Origin of the sequence: Malaciobacter pacificus (genome assembly GCF_004214795.1) — a bacterium.
Classification (GTDB): Bacteria; Campylobacterota; Campylobacteria; order Campylobacterales; family Arcobacteraceae; genus Malaciobacter_A; species Malaciobacter_A pacificus.
Window position 1 is genome coordinate 741,785 of record NZ_CP035928.1, and the last position, 23,198, is coordinate 764,982.

Annotated in this window: 20 protein-coding genes; 12 read left to right on the forward strand and 8 right to left on the reverse strand. The window is 27.6% G+C overall.

Translation table 11 applies throughout. From position 1 onward, the window contains the following. Window positions 1-38: 38 nt before the first annotated feature. Genes APAC_RS03755 through APAC_RS03780 form a run of 6 tightly spaced genes read right to left on the reverse strand, consistent with a single transcriptional unit; the run spans window position 39 to window position 8,123 of the window. Complete coding sequence (locus APAC_RS03755) at window positions 39-1,448, reverse strand: anthranilate synthase component I family protein (RefSeq protein WP_130232848.1); 1,410 nt, start codon at window positions 1,446-1,448, stop codon at window positions 39-41. A gap of 9 nt (window positions 1,449-1,457) precedes the next feature. Further along, the gene (locus APAC_RS03760; protein WP_130232849.1) at window positions 1,458-2,357 is read right to left on the reverse strand and encodes an SPOR domain-containing protein; all 900 of its coding nucleotides are present in this window, start codon (window positions 2,355-2,357) and stop codon (window positions 1,458-1,460) included. Window positions 2,358-2,378: 21 nt separating this feature from the next. Continuing rightward, complete coding sequence (locus APAC_RS03765) at window positions 2,379-3,641, reverse strand: serine hydroxymethyltransferase (RefSeq protein ID WP_130232850.1); 1,263 nt, start codon at window positions 3,639-3,641, stop codon at window positions 2,379-2,381. A gap of 30 nt (window positions 3,642-3,671) precedes the next feature. Beyond that, a complete protein-coding gene (gene lysS / locus APAC_RS03770; RefSeq protein ID WP_130232851.1) occupies window positions 3,672-5,198 on the reverse strand; it encodes a lysine--tRNA ligase in 1,527 nt (508 codons plus the stop codon). 12 nt (window positions 5,199-5,210) lie between these two features. After that, window positions 5,211-5,993 (reverse strand): CvpA family protein, encoded by a 783-nt coding sequence (locus APAC_RS03775; RefSeq protein WP_130232852.1) that lies wholly within the window; start codon window positions 5,991-5,993, stop codon window positions 5,211-5,213. 54 nt (window positions 5,994-6,047) lie between these two features. Beyond that, the gene (locus APAC_RS03780; protein WP_130232853.1) at window positions 6,048-8,123 is read right to left on the reverse strand and encodes a sensor histidine kinase; all 2,076 of its coding nucleotides are present in this window, start codon (window positions 8,121-8,123) and stop codon (window positions 6,048-6,050) included. Between the two features lie 111 nt (window positions 8,124-8,234). Between APAC_RS03780 and ispG the strand changes: the two genes are divergently transcribed. From ispG to APAC_RS03800, 4 genes are all read left to right on the forward strand, one after another. Next, window positions 8,235-9,296 carry a flavodoxin-dependent (E)-4-hydroxy-3-methylbut-2-enyl-diphosphate synthase gene (gene ispG, locus APAC_RS03785; protein ID WP_130232854.1) on the forward strand — a complete coding sequence of 354 codons (1,062 nt, stop codon included), beginning with the start codon at window positions 8,235-8,237 and terminating at the stop codon, window positions 9,294-9,296. Beyond that, window positions 9,296-10,588, forward strand: a complete 1,293-nt coding sequence (locus APAC_RS03790) for a diguanylate cyclase (RefSeq protein WP_130232855.1) — start codon at window positions 9,296-9,298, stop codon at window positions 10,586-10,588. The genes ispG and APAC_RS03790 overlap by 1 nt, the downstream gene beginning before the upstream one ends. Window positions 10,589-10,603: 15 nt before the next feature. Next, window positions 10,604-12,049, forward strand: coding sequence for a replicative DNA helicase (locus APAC_RS03795; RefSeq protein ID WP_130232856.1), 1,446 nt, complete (start codon window positions 10,604-10,606; stop codon window positions 12,047-12,049). Between the two features lie 81 nt (window positions 12,050-12,130). Continuing rightward, window positions 12,131-12,526 carry a type II secretion system protein gene (locus APAC_RS03800; RefSeq protein WP_130232857.1) on the forward strand — a complete coding sequence of 132 codons (396 nt, stop codon included), beginning with the start codon at window positions 12,131-12,133 and terminating at the stop codon, window positions 12,524-12,526. 1 nt (window position 12,527) lies between these two features. On the opposite strand, the gene APAC_RS03805 is transcribed toward APAC_RS03800, so the two are convergent. Continuing rightward, complete coding sequence (locus tag APAC_RS03805) at window positions 12,528-13,334, reverse strand: DNA ligase (RefSeq protein ID WP_130232858.1); 807 nt, start codon at window positions 13,332-13,334, stop codon at window positions 12,528-12,530. A 120-nt stretch (window positions 13,335-13,454) separates the two neighbouring features. Between APAC_RS03805 and APAC_RS03810 the strand changes: the two genes are divergently transcribed. Genes APAC_RS03810 through APAC_RS03825 form a run of 4 tightly spaced genes read left to right on the forward strand, consistent with a single transcriptional unit; the run spans window position 13,455 to window position 17,351 of the window. Next, window positions 13,455-14,009, forward strand: coding sequence for an adenine phosphoribosyltransferase (locus tag APAC_RS03810; RefSeq protein ID WP_188353739.1), 555 nt, complete (start codon window positions 13,455-13,457; stop codon window positions 14,007-14,009). Between the two features lie 15 nt (window positions 14,010-14,024). Continuing rightward, window positions 14,025-15,233 carry a tryptophan synthase subunit beta gene (trpB, locus tag APAC_RS03815; RefSeq protein ID WP_130232859.1) on the forward strand — a complete coding sequence of 403 codons (1,209 nt, stop codon included), beginning with the start codon at window positions 14,025-14,027 and terminating at the stop codon, window positions 15,231-15,233. 8 nt (window positions 15,234-15,241) lie between these two features. Beyond that, the gene (locus APAC_RS03820) at window positions 15,242-15,943 is read left to right on the forward strand and encodes a DedA family protein (RefSeq protein WP_130232860.1); all 702 of its coding nucleotides are present in this window, start codon (window positions 15,242-15,244) and stop codon (window positions 15,941-15,943) included. Continuing rightward, window positions 15,933-17,351, forward strand: a complete 1,419-nt coding sequence (locus APAC_RS03825) for a leucyl aminopeptidase (RefSeq protein WP_130232861.1) — start codon at window positions 15,933-15,935, stop codon at window positions 17,349-17,351. Before APAC_RS03820 ends, APAC_RS03825 begins: the two co-directional genes overlap by 11 nt. A 30-nt stretch (window positions 17,352-17,381) precedes the next feature. Here the strand turns inward: APAC_RS03825 and APAC_RS03830 are convergent, their stop codons facing one another. Beyond that, window positions 17,382-18,422: an HD domain-containing phosphohydrolase gene (locus APAC_RS03830; RefSeq protein WP_228255941.1), complete on the reverse strand. Its 1,041-nt coding sequence runs from the start codon at window positions 18,420-18,422 to the stop codon at window positions 17,382-17,384. Window positions 18,423-18,520: 98 nt separating this feature from the next. Here APAC_RS03830 and APAC_RS13430 point away from each other — a divergent pair, with 98 nt between their 5' ends. The 4 genes from APAC_RS13430 (at window position 18,521) to ychF (ending at window position 23,176) form a co-directional block, all read left to right on the forward strand. Further along, window positions 18,521-18,922 carry a substrate-binding domain-containing protein gene (locus tag APAC_RS13430; RefSeq protein WP_130232862.1) on the forward strand — a complete coding sequence of 134 codons (402 nt, stop codon included), beginning with the start codon at window positions 18,521-18,523 and terminating at the stop codon, window positions 18,920-18,922. Continuing rightward, complete coding sequence (locus tag APAC_RS13435) at window positions 18,897-19,214, forward strand: substrate-binding domain-containing protein (protein WP_130232863.1); 318 nt, start codon at window positions 18,897-18,899, stop codon at window positions 19,212-19,214. Before APAC_RS13430 ends, APAC_RS13435 begins: the two co-directional genes overlap by 26 nt. Continuing rightward, the gene (locus APAC_RS03845) at window positions 19,214-21,811 is read left to right on the forward strand and encodes a hybrid sensor histidine kinase/response regulator (RefSeq protein WP_130232864.1); all 2,598 of its coding nucleotides are present in this window, start codon (window positions 19,214-19,216) and stop codon (window positions 21,809-21,811) included. The genes APAC_RS13435 and APAC_RS03845 overlap by 1 nt, the downstream gene beginning before the upstream one ends. A 261-nt stretch (window positions 21,812-22,072) precedes the next feature. Further along, window positions 22,073-23,176 (forward strand): redox-regulated ATPase YchF, encoded by a 1,104-nt coding sequence (gene ychF, locus APAC_RS03850; protein ID WP_130232865.1) that lies wholly within the window; start codon window positions 22,073-22,075, stop codon window positions 23,174-23,176. The last annotated feature ends 22 nt before the right edge of the window (window positions 23,177-23,198 follow it).

Below are 23,198 nucleotides of genomic sequence, written 5' to 3' on the forward strand. Positions count from 1 at the left end.
TTAGGGATTTTAAGTGGTAAAATTATAACTTAAAAGACTTAAGACAAGTCTTTTAATGTAGAGATATTAGCAGCTAGTTTATTATGAACTTCTAAGTATTCCTCTTCAGGTATTGAATCAGCAACAACTCCTGCTCCTGCTTGGAAAATAATACTATCTTTTTTAATCATTGAAGTTCTAATTGTAATTGCACTATCCATATTTCCATCAAATCCAAAATATGCAATGCTTCCTGAATAAAAGTTTCGCTTAATTCCTTCAAATTGTGCAATAAGTTCCATAGCTCTAATTTTAGGAGCTCCTGTCATAGTACCAGCTGTAAAAGTTGCGGCAAATAAATCAAACATATCATATTTATCATCAATTACAGCCTCAACATCAGAAACTATATGCATTACATGAGAGTATCTTTCAACTCTCATTAAATCAGTTACTTTAACTGTACCTGGTCGTGCTACTCTTCCAACGTCATTTCTTCCTAAATCAACAAGCATTAAATGTTCTGCTCTTTCTTTAGGGTTATTAATCATTTCTTCTTCAAGCTCTAAATCTCTTTCAATTGTTTTTCCTCTTTTTCGAGTTCCTGCAATAGGTCTTAAAAGAAGATGTCCATCAACAAGCCTAATCATAACTTCTGGACTACTTCCTGCAATTGAAAAATCTTCAAATTGTAGTAGATATAAATATGGACTTGGATTTTTACTTCTTAGGGCTCTATAAAAACTTAATGGGTCAACTTGGGCTTTTTGAATAAATCTATTTGACATTAAAATTTGGAATACATCACCTGACTTAATCATTTCTTTTGATTTTGCAACCATATCAAAAAACTTTTCTTTTGAAAAGTTAAATTTACCTTCATCTTTAATAATAGCTTTCTTAAGTGGAGTAAAAGTATAGGCAGTTAAAAGTTGTTCTTCTATTTTATCAAGTTCTTTTTCTTTTTCTTCTAGAGAAGTAACCATAACTAATTTTGAAGTTTTATGGGAAAACCCTAAAATTATCTTTGGTCTAATTAAATCTAAATCAGGAATATTTAATTGATCTTCTAATGAATTCATATAAGGTTTTAATACAGGTTCAAACTCTTTACCTATATCATAACCTACATTTCCTATAAAACCATCAACAAGACCAATTCCTAACTCTTCACTTTTTGCTTTAAAAAGCTCTTTATCAAAATTTTTGTAATAGTTTTTTAAGAATTTTAATGGATTTGATTCAACTTCATTTATTTCACCATTTTCATTTTTATGATAACAAACACCATTTTCATACCAAACTCGCTCACGTGCTTCTATTATTATATATGAGTAGTTCCCATCACTAGAGTTGATAGTACTTTCAAAAAGAAAAGTAATCTCTTCTTTATAAATCTCTTTAATCTTTTCATAAATTGAAACAGGTGTAAACTGGTCTAAAAATAGTTCTTTACTATAAAAATTCATTTAATCTCTTTAAAACTTAAGTACGTATGCACTTGATAAATTTAATTTCTTCTTGATAGAATCAATATTGTCTTTTGCAACAGCCCTTGAAGAGTAAGGTCCAATTAGTACTTTATTATACATAGTACCTTTTACTTCAACTTTATATACTTTATACTTTAATCCTGCATCTCTAATTTTATTAATATAACTTGAAGAAGGTGTTTTAGTAAATGCACCAATTTGTACAAAATAACCACTAATTACTTCATTTGAAGCAGTTGATTGAACTAAGTCTTTTATGCTTTTTTTAGGCTCTTCTTTTACTTCAGGTTTTGTTTTAACTGCTTTTTCTTCAGTTTTCTGAATCTCTTTAGTTTTCTCTTCTATTTTTTTAATAGTTTCATCTAAAGTTGATTGAAGAGTCTTTTCTTTTTCTTCTTCTTGAATGTTTTGTTCAATATTATCAATTTTATCTTCAGAAGATTTAGTATCAGTATTAGCTACTGTTTCAGCCTCTTTTTTTATTCTTTCATTAATGATTTTTTGAAAATTTTCTTCTATATTAGAGTTTTCTTCAAGCTTTTTCATCTCTAAAGAACTAGCTTTTGAAGATGTAAAATCATCCTCTTTTTCATCTCCAGTTAAAAGGCGAATAATGATAATTGTCAATAAAAATAGTACAACTAAAACAATACCTAGAGCTAGATATTTTTTCTTATTGTCATTGTCATTATTTATTGGTTCATTTGCATCTAACATAATGTTATTTAGCTCATGTTCATTTGAAATAGGAGTTTCAACTATAACTGGATCTTCTTCAGTGTAAGTTTGTTCTGCCTCTTCTAGTTCATTTAATTTTTGTTCAAGCTCTTCTCTTTCTTGTTGAAGTTGAACTTTTTTAATAAACTCTTCGCCTTTTATTTGCATAGCTAATCCTTATAGGTTTTCTTAGTACGTTGATTGATTATAGATTACAAAATTACTTGCTAACTCTTTTAGTTCTTCTTTAATTTTTGCATGTAATGCAGTATCTTCAATATTATCTAAAACATCACAAATCTTATTTGCAATAATTTCAAATTCAGCTTCTTTCATACCTCTTGATGTAAGTGCTGGTGATCCTATTCTAATACCTGAAGTAACAAATGGACTTCTTGTCTCACCAGGAACTGTATTTTTATTTACTGTAATTCCTGCATTTCCAAGTGCTGCATCTGCATCTTTACCACTAAATGGTTTATTTAAAAATGATACTAATACTAAGTGGTTATCTGTTCCACCAGAAACGATGTCATAACCTCTAGAAACTAATACTTCACCAAGTTTTTTTGCATTTGCTTTTACTTGTTTTGCATAATCTTTCCAAGAAGGATCTAAAACTTCTTTAAATGCAACAGCTTTTGCAGCCATAACGTGTACTAATGGACCACCTTGTAATCCTGGGAAAATTGCAGAGTTGATTTTTTTAGCAATCTCTTCATCATTTGTCATAATTAAACCACCTCTTGGACCTCTTAAAGTCTTATGAGTTGTTGTTGTTACAACATCAGCATAAGGGAATGGACTCATATGCTCACCAGCAGCCACTAATCCAGCAATATGTGCAATATCAGCAAATAAAATAGCACCAACTGCATCAGCTATTTCTCTAAATTTAGAAAAATCAATCTCTCTTGCATAAGCTGATGCTCCACAAACGATAATTTTTGGTTGAGTGATTTTAGCAATTTCCATTACTTTATCATAGTTAATTCTACCATCTAGCTCTACACCATAGTAGAATGCTTGGTAATTTTTACCAGAAAATGAAGGTTTAGAACCATGAGTTAAGTGACCACCATGAGATAAATCCATACCTAAAATTTTGTCACCTGCTTTTAATAATGCTGCATAAACTGCACCATTAGCTTGGCTTCCTGCATGAGGTTGAACATTTGCATAGTTACATCCAAAGATTTCACAAGCTCTATCAATTGCTAGTTGCTCTGCTTTATCTGCAAATTCACATCCACCATAGTATCTTTTATATGGATAACCTTCTGCATATTTATTAGTAAAAACAGAACCCATAGCTTCCATAACTGCTGGACTTGTAAAGTTTTCACTTGCAATCATTTCTAAGTGGTAAGTTTGTCTTTCTAACTCAGACTCAACAATATCAAAAATCTCTTTATCTGCATCTTTTAAAGATTTATTACTAATGTAACTCATTTATTTTCTCCTAATAGTTTTAATTATATTTTAGTTTTCTTCATCAACATCGTCATGAAGATTAATTTCATGTTTAACTGGTTTCATAGCTGGGAATAACAATACATCTCTAATAGAGTGTTCATTTGTTAACATCATAACTAATCTATCAATACCAATACCTTGACCTGCTGTTGGAGCCATACCATAAGATAAAGCATTTACAAAATCTTCATCCATTTCATGTGCTTCATCATCACCACTATGTTTTGCTGCCATTTGACCTTCAAATCTCTCTAATTGATCAATAGGGTCATTAAGCTCAGAGAAGGCGTTTGCAATCTCTTTTCCTGCAATAAATAACTCAAATCTATCAGTTAAATGAGGTTTATCATCATTTCTTCTTGCAAGTGGAGAGATTTCAACAGGATACTCTGTAATAAAAGTAGGATCAATTAATTTATCTTCTACATACTCATCAAATAACTCACCTTGTAATTGACCTAAGTTCATTTTTTCATTTACTTCAAGATTTTGCTCTTTCATAAAAGCAATTATCTTATCTTTATCTTCAACAATATCAGCTGGAACTCCACCAATCTCATAAAGTGATTGAATTAATGGAATCTCTGTAAAGTTACTGAAGTCGATTTTAAATTCACCATAAGGTAAAACTGTAGGTAAATCTAAATGTTCAAATAAAAATTCAAAGTACTCTTTTGTAAGTATAATTAAATCTTTGTATGTTTTGTAGGCCCAATAAAACTCAATAGATGTAAACTCTGGATTATGTGTTGCATCCATTCCTTCATTTCTAAAACATCTATTTATTTCAAATACTGCTTCAAATCCACCAACAATACATCTTTTTAAATATAGTTCAGGTGCAATTCTTAAAAATCTATCAATTCCTAATGCATTATGATGAGTAACAAATGGTTTAGCATTAGCTCCACCTGCAATAGGGTGCATCATTGGAGTTTCAACTTCTAAGAAACCTTTGTTTTCAAAGAATCTTCTAGTTAGTGAAATAACTCTAGATCTAATTTGGAAAGTTTTTCTAACTTGTGAATTCATAATTAAGTCTAAGTATCTTTGTCTATATCTTAACTCTTTATCTTGAATACCGTGGTATTTTTCAGGAAGTGGTGAAATGGCTTTTGTTAAGATTTTTAAATCATGAACGTGTAATGAAAGCTCACCTTTTCCAGTAATAAATGGATAACCACTTACTTCAATAATATCTCCAACTTCTACATTCTTTTTGAAAATATCGTTATAAAAACCTTCTGGTAAATTATCTCTTGCCACATAAATTTGTAAAATTCCTGACTCATCTTCAATTTTAAGAAAAGATGCTTTTCCCATAAGTCTAAAAAACTTAATTCTACCTGCAACTGTATAGTTTCTATTTTCATCTCTTTTTTCTTCAGTTTTAAATATATCACTGTTTACATTGATATACTTAGAAATAGAAGTATTTCTTTTACTATCATTTGCATAAGGATTAAATCCCGCTTCTTTTAAAATATTGGCTTTTTCTATTCTTTGTTGTATGTATTTATTTTCGAACAATATTTATTTCCTTTTTTAGTTAGTTTCTTCTGGTTTATTTACAATACTTTGTAGTTTTTCTTTCATTGTATTGATTTGCTCATCTGTTGCTGTTGATACTTCTTTAACTTTCTCTTCTACTTTATTCATAACCTCTTCTTCAACAGCTTTTTTTACTTCATCTACACTTTTTTCTACTTCTTGTTTTATCTCATTTGTAGTTTCATCTATGCTTTCTTGAATTTTTTCACTTGTAGGTTTTTCACTTGATGTTGCATCTTTTGCTGTATCAACAACAGTATCTACAGTGTTTCCTATCTTTGTTGTGATTGAACTTGTATCTAGTTTAATTATATATGAACCAACACTTAATAAATGTGGCATAACAACTGAACCAGCCGATTTCTCATCAATTGCTTTTTTAAATGAATTTACTTGGTATAATGCATAAGCAATAACAGAAAAGATTAAAAACACTTTTGCTGCACCAAATAAAAATCCAAAAATTCTATCAAAAATTCCTAGACCACTTGCGTTGAAAATTTTGCTTATGATTAATCCTAGTGCATAAACAATAATCCAAAAACCAATTAACGCAACAATAAATCCAATTAATTTAATTGTTGTTTCATTTTCAAGTGCTAAAAAAGGTGCTATTAAATCACCAATATCTTTAGATACTCTTGAAGCTACAAATATAGCACCAATAATTCCAACAATTCCAAATACCTCTTTGATAAGTCCTCTAAAAAGTCCTTTAAGTCCTAAAACTAAAGTAATACCTAGTACCACCATATCAAAAATAGTAAAATCTTGCATAAATTTCCTTTGTATAATATGCGATATTCTATCTAATGTTTACAAAATAGAAGTTTAATTAAAATTAATCATAAAGCTTGCACCAAAATATTTTTTATTTTCATATTCAAATGCAATATTTTTAATATCAATACTATAACCTAAATTTTTTACAAAAAGCTCATTTACAATATATAATCCTAAGCCAACACCAAAAGCTTGATGTTTTGTAGTAAAATAAGGTTCTAATATTTTAGAAATAATCTTTTCATCTATACCATTTCCACTATCTGTTATTTGTAAAATATTATTTTTAAATTCAATTAATATAACTCTTTCATCTTCATTTTTATTATGTGTCAAAGCATAAATGGAATTATCTAAGATATTTAAAATTGCTTGTGAAAAATCATTTTTATTACATTTTAAAATAGTATCACTTTCATAAATAAAAGAGCATTTAATATTGTTTTTTTCAAATATTGATTCAAAAAAGTCAGTGGCTTCTTTTAATGCCTCAACTAGTGAAAAATTATTGATATTGTTCTCTTTATTAAAAAAGTTTGTAAAATTTTCAATAGTATGTGATAGCTTTTGTGTATTTGAAATAATATCATCACAAGACTTTTCAAAATCTTTATTAGATAATAAATTAAGCTCTTTTTGAATCTTCATACCACTTGCAATTGTGCTAATAACACTTAAAGGTTGTCTCCATTGATGAGCAATATTCTTAAGGATGTCTGCAATGGCTGCAATTTTTGATTGTTGAAAGAGTAATCTATCTTTTTCTTTATCTTTTTCTATTTCTTTTATGTCTTGAGTTATATCTGAAAAAGTTGCAATTATGTAACTTTCACTTGGGTTTGTTGAAGCTTTTACTGAAAAATGTCTAATCTCATTTTTACTATTTTTCATAGCAACTCTAAAATGCTTTTCGCTATTAATCAAAATATGTTCTGCCCAATTTTTACCTTCATAATCTTTATCGACAATATATAAATCATTATCTAAATCTATAAAAGTTTTACAAATACATCTATATTTTTCTTTGAATTCATCAAGGGTTGTAACATCTTTGAAAAATTCTATTAATTTTTTATTTGCATCAATTAATGTATCTCCATTTGTAATTACAATTATACTAAGTTGAGAGTCTAAAATTGATTGTTTTTTCATCTCTTGAGCTTTAATTTTGTTTAAGTAAGAAGAATAAATATAAATTAAAAAAGAGAAAAATATAAATATTAGTGCAATAATAGAACTCATTATAATTTTTATTTTAAAAGATTTTACACTATTTAAATCAATGTTTTTCAAGTCTAGAAAGTTTATTATATAAGCTAGTTTTTCACCATTTGCAGTGTTTAATGTATAATTTGAAATTAGATAGTTATTTTCAATAATATATTCTTTAATATTCACATACTTTTCAATCTTATTTTCTGTTACATAATTTATTAAGTTCTCGTCTGCATTTATATTAGCTATATAATAATCATCAATGAAAATATTTGTGTGAGGATATTTTAAAGTATTTTTATATTTTTTATCAGCAATTACTAAACTGTTTATATTATTTTCTTTTAAATCTTTAGCAATTGAATTAAAATGAGTTATTATTTCTAAAGCCCCTAAAAAGTTATTTTCTTTATCAAAAATTGGCGTTCTTGCTTTTAATGTTAGATTAAATAATGCAACACTTATAGAACTTGAAACATCTTTATCCATTAAACTTTTTTTTAGATCTTTTCTAAAAAGTAAATTATCACCTTTTAATTTAGTCCAAGATCTATAAACACTTTTACCATTTTTATCAACTATTTGAATCCAAACATTTTTATATTTTGAATATTTATTAATCTCTTTTGTGATGTTTTGATAATCTATTTGATCGTAACTTTTATTTTTCATAATATTTTGTAGATCATAACTTTTAGCTAAAGCTAAAGAGATAGTTAGTGTTGTGTTTAATTTATCTTTGATTAAATTTTGTGTTGTTTTAACTATATTTTGATGGGTGGATTTGTAAATAGAATTTAGAAGCTCATGTTGTTTATTGGAAATATAATAATAGGAACTGATAATTATTAAAATTGCTAAAATTGAGAAAGTTAGAATTATTGTTAATATATTTTTTTTTAGTTGCATAATTTTATATTTAATTTTCCTATATTTATCAATTTAGATTATATAAAAGTAAGGCTTTTTTTTAATTGAAATTTTCATTTTAAATTAATATTTTTTAGATAAAATCACAAGATGATAAAAAGATACCCAACAAAACAAATATTCGTAGGAAATGTACCAATTGGTGGTGATGCTCCAATACCAGTTCAATCTATGACTTTTACAAAAACATCAGATGTAAAAGCAACAGTTGAGCAAATAACAAAATTACATTTTGCTGGTGCAGATATTGTAAGAGTTGCTGTTCCTGATTTAGAAGCAGCTAATGCATTAAAAGATATAAAATCTCAAATTGATTTACCACTTGTTGCAGATATACATTTCAAATATAAACTTGCTTTAATTGCAGCTGAAGTTGTAGATTGTATCAGAATTAATCCAGGCAATATAGGAGATAAAAAAAGAGTTGCTGAAGTTGTAAAAGCTTGCCAGCAAAGAAATATTCCAATTAGAATTGGAGTAAACTCTGGAAGTTTAGAAAAGCAATTTGAAGATAAATATGGGCAAACACCTGAAGGAATGGTTGCAAGTGCTGAATATAATATAAAATATCTTGAAGATTTAGGTTTTACTGATATGAAAATATCATTAAAAGCAAGTGATGTTCAAAGAACAGTTCAAGCATATAGAATGTTAAGACCTAAAAATAATTATCCATTTCATTTAGGTGTAACAGAAGCTGGAACACAGTTTCACTCAACTATTAAATCTTCAATTGCATTAGGTTCACTATTACTTGATGGAATAGGGGATACTTTAAGAGTTTCAATGACAGGTGAGCTTGAAGAAGAGATTAAAGTAGGAAAAGCAATCTTAAAAGATGTAGGAATTGCAAAAGAGGGATTAAATATCGTTTCTTGTCCAACTTGTGGAAGAATTGAAGCAGATTTAGTAAGTGCAGTAGCTGAAATTGAAAAAAGAACAGCACATATTAAAACACCACTTGATGTTTCAGTAATGGGATGTGTTGTAAATGCTATTGGTGAAGCTAAAAGCGCTGATGTTGCAATTGCATTTGGTAAGGGAAGTGGATTAGTAATGAAAAGAGGTGAAATAATTGAAAAGCTTTCAGGTGATGCTTTAATTAATAAGTTTATACAAGAGGTTGAACTTGAAGCTGAAAAAAGAAAATAATGAGTGATAATATAAAATCTTTTAAAGAAGTTTTATCCTCTGAAATTGTGTATATAAAAGAGCAATTTTTATCAAGATATATTGCTAGTTTTAGAAAAATAGAAGAGGAAGAGTATGTAAATATAAAAGATTTTTTTTGTGATATTATAGAAGATATTTGTAATGGAAATTTAGAAAAATCATTTATTACTTGTGAAAAATTAGTAGAACTAAATATTAAACTCTCAATTCCATATGTAACTTTAACAAATGAACTTATAAATTTAGAAAAGTTAATTATGGAAAGACTCTTATATAAAAATGCAAAAGATGAAATTTATGAGATTTATAAACTTCATTTGGAATTAGAAGATACTATAGCAAAAATCTATCTTGATAAATATACTGAGAGTTTAATTAGTAAAAATAACATTAGATTATCTAGTTTAAATGATATATATGAAAGAAATGTAGTGTTATATTATAAGGCTCATTTAGAGTGGTTAAACGAGTTATCAAAAGCTGTAAAATCAAGAGACATAGCTATAATCCCTGAAACTAATCACACCCTTTGTACTTTTGGAAAATGGTTACACAGTGATGGTAAGAAAATAATTCAAAATAATTCAAAATATAATAGTATTTTGAAAATGCATGAGAAACTTCATTTTATGTCAAAACAAATTATGAGCTATTTATCAAAAGATAGTGGGCAAAACCATATCTTGCTAACATATTTAGAAAAAAGTGAAATGTTATCTTTATCTTTAGGAACAGAGCTTGCATTAATTGACAATACTTTAATAAATAATGAAGCGAAAAAAGATCCACTAACAGGTGCATTAAATAGACAAAGGATAGAAAAACTTTATCAAAATCAATTAGAAATTGCATCAGCTACAGCAGAAACATTTGTACTTGCAATGTGTGATCTTGATTATTTTAAAAATGTAAATGATAGCTATGGTCATATGGTTGGGGATAAAATGTTAAAAGCTTTTGTTCAAATTGCAAAAAAAAGCCTTAGAAGTTCAGATATGATTATTAGATATGGTGGAGAAGAGTTTGTCTTTATACTTCCTGCTGTTAATGCAAAAAAAGCAAAAGAGATTTTAAATAAAATTAGAGAAGATTTCCAATCATTTAGTATAGATTATGAAGATAAAAAAGTATCAACAACAATAAGTATTGGTTTTATACAAATCAATTCAGAAAATGGCGAATCCTATTTTAAAAATTTTGAAGATGCTTTAATAATAGCTGATAGAAAGCTATATGAAGCTAAAAATAGTGGTAGAAATAGAGTTTGCTAATAATTTGGAGAAAAGATGGATAGTGTTTATAGTATAAATATAGAAAGAGCAGTATTAAGTTCGATTTTATTTAATCCAGAAGAGTTTGAAGATGTTTTAGGTGTTTTAAAAGCAAATGACTTTTATTTGCCTGCACACAAAAAAATATTTGAGGTAATGGAAAAACTTCATAGTGATGCTATGCCTATTGATGAAGAGTTTATTAGAAGAAAACTTGAAGGTAAAGATGTAGATGACTCAATTTTACTTGAAATTCTTTCAGCAAATCCAATTACTAATACTTTAGCTTATGTTAGAGAAATCAAAGATGGTGCAATTAAAAGAGAGCTTGCCACACTTGCAACAACTATCAAAAAAGTAGCTATCGAAGAAGAGGTAAGTGCAAATGAGGCCCTTGATACAGTTCAAGGTGCTTTATACAAAATTTCAACTGATAGTGCTACAAATGAAGTAAAAGATATGCAAGTTGTAACCACTGATACACTTGATTATATCAAAAGAATGAAAGAGCTTGGAAATACTCACTTAATTGGTGAAACAACAGGTTTTGAAGCTTTAGATAAAAGAACAACAGGATTTAATGAAGGGGATTTAGTAATAATTGCAGCTAGGCCAGCGATGGGTAAAACTGCACTAGTTTTAAATATGGCATTAGCCAATGTTGAAGCAAATAAGGGTGTTATATTCTTCTCACTAGAAATGCCAGCAGAACAATTGATGCTAAGAATGTTAGCAGCAAAGACTTCTATTCCATTACAAAACCTTAGAAAAGGTGATATGGACGATAATCAATGGAGTCAATTAAGTGGGGCATTTGATGATTTAAATAAAAAGAAGCTTTTTGTTGATGATGGGGGTAGTGTTAATATTAATCAATTAAGAGCAAGGGTTAGAAAATTAGCACAAAATGAAGATAATAATATTTCATTAGTAATCATTGACTACTTACAACTTATGCAAGGAACTGGAAATAAAGATAGACACCAAGAGGTTTCTGATATTTCAAGGGGACTTAAAATGCTTGCTAGGGAGATGAAAATCCCAATTATTGCTCTATCTCAGTTAAATAGGGGATTAGAGAATAGACCTGATAAAAGACCTATGTTAAGTGACCTTAGAGAATCTGGAGCTATTGAGCAAGATGCCGATATTATTATGTTTGTATATAGGGATGATGTTTATAAAGAAAGAGATGAGGCTAGAAAAGAAAAAGAGGCTAAAGACAAAGGTGAAGAGTATAAATCTACTTTTGTTAATAAGCCAGTTGAAGAGGCTGAGGTAATTATTGGTAAGCAAAGAAATGGACCTATTGGTACAGTAAAACTTGATTTCCATAAAGCGTTAACTAAATTTGTTGATAAGCCAAATGAACACCATGGTGCAGCTCCTGTTGAAATTGTATTTGAAACAGTTGCTGATAATGAAAAAGAGACGAATATAGATATACCTGATATATTATAAAGTTTATAAATAAATTATTTAGTTATTTAATCTTAAGAAAACTTAGCTTATAATCTTTTATATTATTTTAAAGGATTAATTATGAAGAAAGGTTTTTCTCTTTTAGAGTTGATTTTCGCTATTGTAATCATTGGTGTTATTGCATCTTTTGCAGTTCCTAAGTTTTTAGATACAAAAGATTCAGCTGTTGTATCTACTTTAAAAAGAGATATTTCTTCAATTATTTCATCCATTCAAACATATCATCTTCAAGTAGGTAAGATTGATAATATTTCTGATGCAATAACTTTAAATAGTCAAAACTGGACAACTGATGAAACTAATAGTAAAAAAATTAGTGATTTTAAATCTTGTGTTACAATTGAAGTAAAAATTGATGAGATCTCTTTAACTTTAGATGAGTCAAATACAGATAACGTTTGTGCTAAATTAAAAGAAGATGAGGGAATTGAAACACAATCTTATCAGTTGTTATAGTTTATTCTTTTTTTCTTACTCTTAGAAAAGATGCAAACTTTGGTTTACCATATTTTGTTAAGTCATAATATTTAAAAGTTACAATTTCCCCAATTTTAGGAGGTTTTTCTCTTTGTTTATTTGAAAAGCCTCCGCCTAAATTAAATACAACACCATTTTTTAGTTTTATAACTAGGCTTTTAAAGTTATTTTTTTCATTATAGTTATGAGCAATTACTAAACCTTCATCATCATAAAACTTTTTTACTTTCAAAATATCATTGCTTCTTCCTGTAAAATAAGCACTATTTGGATTTTTAATTATCACACCTTCAGCTTTTTTTGAGACTAATTCTTCTAAAAATTGATTCAAATGCTCTTCATTATTACAAACTATTTGTGGAATGATTTTTAGATGAGGTATATTTTTCTTGGATTTCCAATCTTTAAATATCTGAATTCTTTGAAAAAAATTACCTTTTTGGTTAGGAACTTCAAAAATATTATAAGTAATTTGATTCCAATTTTTTGAAGGAATTTTATCTAAAACTATATTTTGAATATTTTCAAAATCACCCCTTTTTGTCCAAAGTTCACCATCAAGTGCAAAGGGAGGAAAATTTTGTATAAACCATTTTGGAGTATAAATTTTATTACCATTTTTAGTAATTAACTCTTTACCATTCCAATATGCTCTTATTCCATCTAGTTTTTCACTCATAACCCAATTTTCAATTTTATGAAAGTTTTTTTCATAAGTTTTGGGCTTTTGTATCTCTAATGAAAATAATAAAGAATAACTTATTATAAATACTAAAAAAAGTCTCATCTTATACCTTTAAAATAATAATAAAAATTATATTTAAAATATTTTAAATTCATCATAAATTCATAATATTTTTTTAGATAAAATGTTTAACTTTCACATGAAGCGATATAAAGGGATTTTATGAGTGAAGAAATAGTATTAAATGATATTGATAAAAAATATCTATTAGATTCAATAAGAGATGTAAAAGATTTTCCAAAACCTGGAATTGTTTTTAAAGATATTACTACACTTTTAAACAATAAAGATGCATACAAGTTTTTAATAGATCACTTAGAACAAAGATATAAAAGTTATGATTTAGATTATATTGCGGGTATTGACTCAAGAGGATTTATTTTTGGGGCAGCACTTGCAGATAGATTAGGTATTGGTTTTGTCCCAATTAGAAAAGTGGGAAAACTTCCTGCTGCAACTGTTTGTGAAAAATATGAATTAGAATATGGATTCGATCAAATTGAAATTCATTTAGATGCTTTTCCAAAAAAAGATGCAAGAGTTTTAGTTATTGATGATTTAATTGCAACAGGTGGGACTGCTAATGCTGCTGCTAAATTAGTAAAAGATATTAATGCAAATTTAGTTGAGATGTGTTTTTTAATACATTTAACATTTTTAGATGGTGCAGAAAAATTAAAAGAGCATGCACCAGTATATTCAGTTTTAGAAATTTAAAAAAAAGAGATTATAATGAGTTACTATATTCCAAAGCCAAGTAAATTTGACCCAGATACAAAAGGGCAATTTGGTATTTTTGGGGGACAATATGTTCCTGAAACATTAATGCCTATTTTAAAAGAATTAGAAGAAGAGTATAAAAAGTTTAGATTTAATGAAGAGTTCTGGAAAGAAGTAGATGGGTATTTAAAAGATTATGTTGGAAGACAAACACCTCTTTATCACGCGAAAAATATAAGTGAAGAAATTGGTGCTACAGTTTACTTAAAAAGAGAAGATTTAAATCACACAGGTGCACATAAAGTAAATAATGTTATTGCTCAGGGATTGTTAGCTAAAAAATTAGGTAAAACAAAAGTTATAGCTGAAACTGGTGCTGGACAACATGGTGTTGCAACAGCTACTATTGCAGCTTTAATGGGATTAGAGTGTACTATTTTTATGGGTGCAAAAGATGTTGAGAGACAAGAACTAAATGTATTTAGAATGAAACTTTTAGGTGCAAAAGTAATTGCAGTAGAATCTGGAAGTAAAACATTAAAAGATGCTATGAATGATGCAATTAGATATTGGGTTACAAATGCAAGAGATACATTCTATATCATTGGTACAGTTGCTGGTCCTCATCCATATCCTATGATGGTTAGAGATTTCCAAGCAATTATTGGATGGGAAGCAAGAGCTCAAATATTACAAAAAGAGGGAAAACTACCTGATTATGTTGTAGCATGTATTGGTGGTGGTTCAAATGCTATTGGTATGTTCTCACACTTTTTAGAAGATAATGAAACTACTTGTATTGGTATTGAAGCAGGTGGTTTAGGACTTGAAACAGATAAGCATGGATGTAGTTTAGAAAAAGGAACTCCTGGAATTTTACATGGTCAGTGTTCATATTTACTTCAAGATGAAGATGGGCAAGTAATAGAAGCACACTCTATTAGTGCAGGACTTGATTATCCAGGAATTGGACCAGAACATTCATTTCATAAAGATAACAAATCAGTTTCTTATGATTCAATTACAGATGATGAAGCATTAGATGCTTTTGTATGGCTAAGTAGACGTGAGGGAATTATCCCTGCATTTGAGAGTTCTCATGCAGTTGCATATTTAAAAAAGGCAAAGGATAAATTTCAAGGTAAGGTTGTTGTTATTAATTTATCAGGAAGAGGTGATAAGGATATGGTTCAAGCAAAAAGTTTATTAAGCTTTGACTAGGTTCTTTTATGGAAAAACTATTTAAAAAACTTCAACCACATTCTGGAAAAATTTTAGCAGTTATTGTTATTACCTTTTTCTCATACCTAGGATATAATTTATATCATGCACCTGTAAGTGGATTTGAAGAAAAGTTTGTATATTTATTAAAAGAGTATGGATATATAATTCTTTTTGCATGGGGAATGTTAGAAGGTGAAGCAGGTCTTGTTATGGCAGGACTTTTATCTCATACAGGTGATATGAATTTATATTTAGCAATATTCATAGCTGGTCTTGGTGGATTTGCTGGTGATCAAGTATATTTTTATATAGGAAGATTTAATAAGTCTCATGTTCATAAAAAGTTTAAAGGACAGCGAAGAAAATTTGCTTTTGCGCACTTACTTTTAAAGAAATATGGATGGCCTATTATATTTATCCAAAGATATATGTATGGTATGAGAACAATTATTCCAATATCAATTGGACTTACAAGATATAGTGCAAAAATGTTTGCATTTATAAATCTTATTAGTGCTTGGTGTTGGGCTGCTATTACTATAGTTCCTGTTTGGTATTTTGGTGAAGAGATTTTAGTAGTTTTAGAATGGGCTAAAGAGCATTGGTATTTAGCAATTCCAATTGCTGCAATTTTTGGCGGTAGTATAATTTATATGTTTAATAAAGCTACAAAAAAAGTAGAAAGAAAGGTAGTAAATGAAAATTAATTTAATTGAAAAAAATATTAATGATATTAAAGCAGATATAGAGATAATTTTTATAAATGATTTAGATAACTGTGCGGATAAAGAGGTTTTAGAATCAATAGATTTTAAAGCAAAAGATGAAGCTTGTACACTATTAGCTGAGTCAAAAAAAATTTATGTTGGTTACGAGGAAGCATCTTATGATTCAATAGCAATTGCATCAGCAAATGCAGTTAGAAAGATTGCATCAACTAAATATGAAAGTGCGAAATTAACTTTAAATAGTGACTTAGAAGAAAACTTTAAATCATTAGTAGAAGGTGCATTTTTAGGTGAATATAAATTTACTAAATACAAATCTAAAAAAGAAGAAAAAAAGAAATTAACTTTAGAAATGGCAGTTAATAATAAAACTAATGAATTAGAAAATATTTTAAAAGAGTCTAAAACTATTGCAAAAGCTGTAAATAAAGCAAGAGATATGGTAAATACTCCTCCTCAAGATTTTTATCCAGCTGTTATGGCTGATATTGCAAAAGATATTGCAAAAGATACAAATATTGAAATCAAAGTTGAGGGTGAAAAGTATTTAAAGAAAAATGGTATGAACTCTATGTTAAGTGTTGGTAGAGCTTCAATTCATGAATCAAAACTAATTCATTTATCATATAAACCAAAAGATGCAAAGGTAAAAGTTGTATTAGTTGGTAAGGGTTTAACTTATGATTCAGGTGGACTATCTTTAAAGCCTGCTGATTTTATGGTTACTATGAAATCAGATAAATCAGGTGGTTGTGCTGTATTATCTTCAATTTGGGCTATAGCAAAACTTGGGCTTCCAGTTGAAGTTCATGCAATTGTTGGTGCAGTTGAAAATATGATTGGTGGAGATGCTTATAAACCTGATGATGTACTTACAGCTAAAAATGGTAAAACTATTGAAGTTAGAAATACTGATGCTGAGGGAAGATTAGTATTAGCTGATTGTTTGTGTTATGCACAAGATGAAATTAAAGATATTGATTATATCTTTGATTATGCAACTTTAACTGGTGCTTGTGTTGTTGGTGTTGGTCAATATACAAGTGGAGTTATGGGAAATAGTGATGAATTAAAATGCAAAGCTGTAAGTAGTGCAAAAGCAGCTGGAGAGTATGCTACATCATTAGATTTCAATAGATATTTAAGAAAATCAATTAAATCAGAGATTGCTGATGTTTGTAATATTGCTAATACTAGATATGGTGGAGCAATAACTGCTGGAATATTCTTAGATAACTTTATTTATGAAGAGAATAAAAATAAATGGATTCACTTTGATATCGCTGGACCTGCTTTTGTAGAAAAACAATGGGGATATAATCCTCATGGAGCAAGTGGAGCAGGGGTTAGATTTACAGTGGAACTATTAAAAGATTTAGCTAAATAATAGATTTAAAATAGAGATTTTTTCTCTATTTTAAGACTCTTTGAAAGAGTTGAAAATTTCTAAAACTTCATTTTTATTTGTAATAAAAATATCTACAAGTTTTGGGTCAAAATGTTTAGCACGATTTTCAGTTAGAAAATTCATAGCTTCATTAATTTCCCATGCTTTCTTATACGGTCTTTGTGATGTTAATGCATCAAATACATCAGCAATTGCAACAATTCTTCCATAAATATGAATATCTTCACCTTTTAGTTTATTAGGATATCCTGTTCCATCATATTTTTCATGGTGAGTTAGGGCTATTGTAGCTCCTGCTTGCAAATAATCACTTTTTGCATCTTTTAAAATATCATAACCAATCATTGAGTGATTTTGCATGATTTTTAACTCTTCTTCATCCAATCTTGCAGGTTTTAAAAGAATTTTATCTTCAACTCCTATTTTACCTATGTCATGGAATGGAGCAGCATAATATATTAAATCTTGTTCTTTTTCATTTAATCCATACTCCCTTGCTAGCATTTTAGAATAATATGCTACTCTTGCAATATGAGAAGCAGTTTCAGGATCTTTATATTCAGCTGTTTTACCTAAAATTTTAAGAGTTTCATGCTCTTTATCAATTAATTCTTTTGTAGCTTTTGCAACTTCTTGTTCAAGCAGTTTTGCTCTATCTTCTAGTAGTAATCTATTTTGATAGTCACTTAAAAGATTTTGTACTCTTGCTTGAAATAGTACAGTATTAATTGGTTTACTTAAAAAGTCATTTGCACCTAGTTCAAAAGCAGATTTATGAATATCTTCATCACCAGCTGCTGTTATCATTATGATAGGCACATTTTTTTTGTGAACTCTAAACTCTTCTATAAATTCTAATCCATTTAATGTTGGCATCATATAATCAATTAGAATCATGTCAACTTTATTTTTTAGTGAGTAGACTAATGCATCTAAAGGATTAGAAAAACTTGTTACATTTAGATTCATATCTTCACATATAGCTTCAATTAAGAAAAGATTATTTTCATTATCATCAATAGATATAATTTTTATATTTTCAAATTCCAAAATAAACCTTATAATTTTATTTATCTCTATAATATTATCTTTTCAATTAATTTATAATAACATTTTGCTATAATAATAAAAAACTGAAAGATTTTGTAATGCTAAAAAGAATCATATTAATATTATTTTTATTCTCTCTTACACTTTTACACGCTAAAAAAGAATTACTTTTTTATGTTGGAATCACTATGGTTAAACCCATTGATAAATTAGCTAGAGAATTTGAAAAAAAATGTGATTGTAAGATAAAGATTTTACAAGGTGGAAGTCAAGATTTATACGATAGCATAAAACTTAGTCAAATTGGAGATTTATATCTTCCTGGATCTGTTACATACAGAAATAATAATTTAAAAGATGGTTTGATTTTAGATGGTAAATTTGTTGGTTTTAATAAACTTTCAATGGTTGTAAAAAAAGGAAATCCTAAGAATATAAAGCCATCACTTGAAGAGTTATTAAATCCAAAATTATATGAATACTATCTATTTAGCTTCTGATTCAAGAAATTTAGTTAATGCAATAAAAGATGGGAATGCAGATTTAATTTTAAATTGGCATGCAACAACTTACTGGAGTGAAAATAAAGATTATATTGAGGCTTTATACATAGATGAAAAAGTTATAAGCAAGGCAAAACTTGTATTAAATTTATTAAAAACTTCTAAATATCCAGAATTAACAAAAGAGTTCATGGAATTTGCCACATCTAAAAGAGGTAGAGAGATTTTTTATAATTATGGTTTCCTCTCTAAACAAGATTTGATAGATTTTGATAAAGTTAGTTTCTAATGATAAGAAATAATAGTATTCTTCATGGATTAATTGCTTTATTACTAGCTTTTGTATTAGGATATATGGGAATTATTTTTATTCATTTGGTTTTTAAAGATATTGTTGAAAAACTTGATACAAATGTTAAAAATGAGTATGCTAGATATAAGATTGGTGAGTATATTTTAAAAGAGATTAGTTCTATTGAAACTCACTATTATAAAATGGGTATTTTAACAAATATAAAAAGCATTAAGCCTATGCAAGAAGAGATTAAAAAAGAGATTGAAGATGTAAAAAAGGCGATTAATGTTTTAAACTATGGAGGTGAGGTTAATAGTTATATAAAACTTAACATTTTAGATATAGATGAAACAACAGATGTAATTAAATTTACTCCATCACTTAATCAAAAATTTACATTTGAGGCAATTGATCTTCTTCCTAAATTAAAAGAGCTTGAAAATAAATCTTCTAAAATGGAAGATATAATGAAAATAAAAATTAATAGTAATAATGCAACAAATGATGAACTTTTTAAAGTTGAGCTATTTTTTAAACAGTTACCAACACTATTTACTAGAATGAAAGAGAATGCAAATAGATTGCTTTATGACAGTAAAAAAAATATATCAAAATTAGAAAGTAGTATAAATAAAGAGAAAAAATATTATGAAAACCTTGAGTATATTTTTACTTATTTTATTGTATTTTTAATTATTATACTTGGATATTTATTAATTAAACAAATAACAAAAAAGAATAAAGAACTAGAAGCTATAACTTTAAAAGCTAAACAATCAGAACAAGAAGCATTAAAAGCTAATGAAACAAAATCTCAATTTTTAGCAAATATGTCTCACGAAATTAGAACTCCTTTAAATGCAATTATTGGTTTTTCTGATATTTTAGCCAATACTGAAAATGTAAATAAACAAAAAGATAAAGCTTTAGTAATCTCTAGAAGTGCAAAAGCCTTATTAAATATTATTAATGACATTTTAGATATTTCAAAAATTGAAAGTGGTAAGTTTGAAATCTCAGAAAGTAGTTTTAATTTAAAATTACTTTTAGAACAGGTTGTACAATTATATGCTGTTAATACAAAACAAAAAGATATTAGATTTTTATATAGACTAGAAGATTCTATTCCTGAGTATGTGATAAGTGATGATACAAAATTAAAACAAGTACTATCTAACATTTTAAGTAATGCAATAAAATTCACTCCAGAAAATAAAAAAGTTACTTTTGATGTAAGTTTAATAAATAAAACAAAAAACACTGCAAAAATTAGATTCTCTATTAAAGATGAAGGTATAGGTATTTCAAAGGAAGAACAAAAAAAGATTTTTGAGCCATTTTCACAAGCTGATGGAAGTATATCTCGTAAGTTTGGTGGAACGGGTTTAGGTTTAGCAATTAGTCTAAAAATTGTTCAGCTATTTGGATCTGAAATTAAATTAAATAGTGAAATAGATAAGGGAAGTGTTTTCTATTTTGATATTGACTTTGAAGTTGAGAATAAACTTGAAAATATACTTGAAGAGAGTAAATATAATTTTGCAATATGTAATATAATTGAAGATCCAGAAAATATACGGGAGCATCTAAAAAATATTGTTAAAAATTTTGGAAATATTCATGTTGGAGATGATATTGACAAGCAAGAACATTTAGACTTGATTTTCTGTTTTGGTGATCCACAATTTTATGAAAAGTTAAAAGGGCGAAAAGAAAAATTTAAATGTCCTGTTGTTTATGTTGGTCAGATGAAAAAAATGGAAAATAATATTATGAAGCCTTTAATGGATTATTATCTTGATGTACCTATTTATGGCTCAAAAATATTTAATATTATTGCAGAAGTCAAATCAATTGAAAAAACAAATAAGAACTTACAATCTTCTGATGTTAAATATATAGGAAAAATCTTAGTTGCTGATGATAATACAAATAATCAACTATTAATGGATTTAATATTAAAAGATTTTGGACTAGATGTTACAATTGTTGATAATGGTGAGTTAGCATTTATGGAGTATCAAAAAAATAATTATGATATTGTATTTATGGATATTAATATGCCAATTATGGATGGGCTTACTTCATTAAAATTAATTAGAAACTATGAACAAATATCTAATAATCATACTCCAATTATTGCTTTAACTGCAAATGCAATTGAAGGTGATAGAGAAAAATATATAAAAGAGGGAATGGATGGTTATTTAAGTAAACCAATAGATAATCAAGAGTTAGTAAAAATACTTGATAAGTATTTAGAAATTGAAAATAATTGTGTTGAAAATTTAAGTATAGAAAATATATCTTCAAAGTTAGGTGTAAGTGATAAAATTGCAAATATGTTAGTTGAAAAGTTTAAATTATCAATAAAAGAAGATATGAAAGAATTAAATGATTTTGTAGAAGCTAATGATATTGAAGAAATATCTAAAAAAGCACACTATATTAAAAACTCATGTTTGAATATTGGTTTAGATAAAAGCTGTGAAATTCTTGATGAGTTAGAAAAAGCAGACTCTTTATCAAAAGATGAAATACATAACAATTTTGAGCTGTTAAAAAAAGAGATTAAAAAGTATGAAATATAACATTAAGTAAATATTTTTAATTTATCTCTTTTTTTGTCTTTATTACCTATAATATGTATTCAAAAATACCTTCCATATTGGTTGGAATTCTTTTGATAGAAGTATAATTTCAATATGAAAAATCCTTATTTAGTCCTTTTAATTTGCTAAATTTTGCTAAATATTGAAATAAAGTTTTTTATATAGATCACAAGAAAACCTTAAAAAAGCCAATTTGATGGATATATTAGATTATTTATACAAAATGATAAAAGGATTATAATGGGATTAGGTGTAGGAATAGTAGGACTTCCAAATGTAGGTAAATCAACAACTTTTAATGCATTAACAAAAGCACAAAATGCAGAAGCACAAAACTATCCGTTTTGTACAATTGAACCAAATAAAGCGATTGTTCCAGTTCCTGATAAAAGATTAGATGAATTAGCAAAAATTGTTAATCCTGATAAAATTCAACATTCAACTATTGATTTTGTTGATATTGCAGGACTTGTTAGAGGAGCTTCAAAGGGTGAGGGTTTAGGGAATCAATTTTTATCTAACATTAGAGAAGTTGAAGTAATCTTACATATGGTTAGATGTTTTGATGATGGTAATATTACTCACGTAGAAGGTGATGTTGATCCAATTAGAGATATTGAAATTATTGAAACAGAATTAATTTATGCAGATATAACTCAAGTTGAGAAAAAAATTGAAAGATTGAAAAAACAAGCAAAAGCTTCTAAAGAAGCTGCATCTCAATTAGTAGTAGCTGAAGAGTTAATGGCTCATTTAGGTGAATTACAGCCTGTAAAAACTTTTGAAAAAGCTGATGATGATATTTTTATTGCATTAGATAAAGAGTTAAGATTCTTATCAAATAAAGATGTAATTTATGGTGCAAATATGGATGAGGATTCACTAGCTGAAGGTACAAATGAGTATGTTGAAGCATTAAAAGAACATGCAGAATCTGTAAATGCTGATGTTATTATGCTTTGTGCAAAAATTGAAGAAGAGTTAGTTGGTTTAGATGATGATGAAGCAAAAGAATTCTTAACTGATTTAGGTGTTGAAGAATCAGGATTAGAGCAAATTATTCATAAAGCTTTTGATAAATTAGGATTGCAATCATATTTTACAGCAGGTAAAGTAGAAGTTAGAGCATGGACTATTAGAAAAAATACAAAAGCACCACAAGCAGCAGCTGTTATTCATAATGATTTTGAAAAGGGATTTATTAAAGCAGAAGTAATCTCTTATGAGGACTTTGTTAGTCTTGGTGGAGAAGCAAAATGTAAAGAAGCTGGAAAGTTAAGACTTGAAGGTAAAGATTATGTTGTGCAAGATGGTGATGTAATGCACTTTAGATTTAATGTTTAAATTTTTTTAAAGTAATTTATAA

Bases quoted from the DNA above. Each gene is read 5' to 3' on its own strand.
- APAC_RS03810 (WP_188353739.1), top strand. From the start codon at position 13,455: ATGAGTGAAGAAATAGTATTAAATGATATTGATAAAAAATATCTATTA.
- APAC_RS03805 (WP_130232858.1), bottom strand. From the start codon at position 13,334: ATGAGACTTTTTTTAGTATTTATAATAAGTTATTCTTTATTATTTTCA.
- APAC_RS03780 (WP_130232853.1), bottom strand. From the start codon at position 8,123: ATGCAACTAAAAAAAAATATATTAACAATAATTCTAACTTTCTCAATT.
- APAC_RS03760 (WP_130232849.1), bottom strand. From the start codon at position 2,357: ATGCAAATAAAAGGCGAAGAGTTTATTAAAAAAGTTCAACTTCAACAA.
- APAC_RS03800 (WP_130232857.1), top strand. From the start codon at position 12,131: ATGAAGAAAGGTTTTTCTCTTTTAGAGTTGATTTTCGCTATTGTAATC.
- APAC_RS13435 (WP_130232863.1), top strand. From the start codon at position 18,897: ATGAATACTATCTATTTAGCTTCTGATTCAAGAAATTTAGTTAATGCA.
- trpB (WP_130232859.1), top strand. From the start codon at position 14,025: ATGAGTTACTATATTCCAAAGCCAAGTAAATTTGACCCAGATACAAAA.
- APAC_RS03820 (WP_130232860.1), top strand. From the start codon at position 15,242: ATGGAAAAACTATTTAAAAAACTTCAACCACATTCTGGAAAAATTTTA.
- APAC_RS03775 (WP_130232852.1), bottom strand. From the start codon at position 5,993: ATGCAAGATTTTACTATTTTTGATATGGTGGTACTAGGTATTACTTTA.
- APAC_RS03845 (WP_130232864.1), top strand. From the start codon at position 19,214: ATGATAAGAAATAATAGTATTCTTCATGGATTAATTGCTTTATTACTA.
- APAC_RS03825 (WP_130232861.1), top strand. From the start codon at position 15,933: ATGAAAATTAATTTAATTGAAAAAAATATTAATGATATTAAAGCAGAT.
- APAC_RS03755 (WP_130232848.1), bottom strand. From the start codon at position 1,448: ATGAATTTTTATAGTAAAGAACTATTTTTAGACCAGTTTACACCTGTT.
- ychF (WP_130232865.1), top strand. From the start codon at position 22,073: ATGGGATTAGGTGTAGGAATAGTAGGACTTCCAAATGTAGGTAAATCA.
- APAC_RS13430 (WP_130232862.1), top strand. From the start codon at position 18,521: ATGCTAAAAAGAATCATATTAATATTATTTTTATTCTCTCTTACACTT.
- APAC_RS03795 (WP_130232856.1), top strand. From the start codon at position 10,604: ATGGATAGTGTTTATAGTATAAATATAGAAAGAGCAGTATTAAGTTCG.
- ispG (WP_130232854.1), top strand. From the start codon at position 8,235: ATGATAAAAAGATACCCAACAAAACAAATATTCGTAGGAAATGTACCA.
- APAC_RS03790 (WP_130232855.1), top strand. From the start codon at position 9,296: ATGAGTGATAATATAAAATCTTTTAAAGAAGTTTTATCCTCTGAAATT.
- APAC_RS03765 (WP_130232850.1), bottom strand. From the start codon at position 3,641: ATGAGTTACATTAGTAATAAATCTTTAAAAGATGCAGATAAAGAGATT.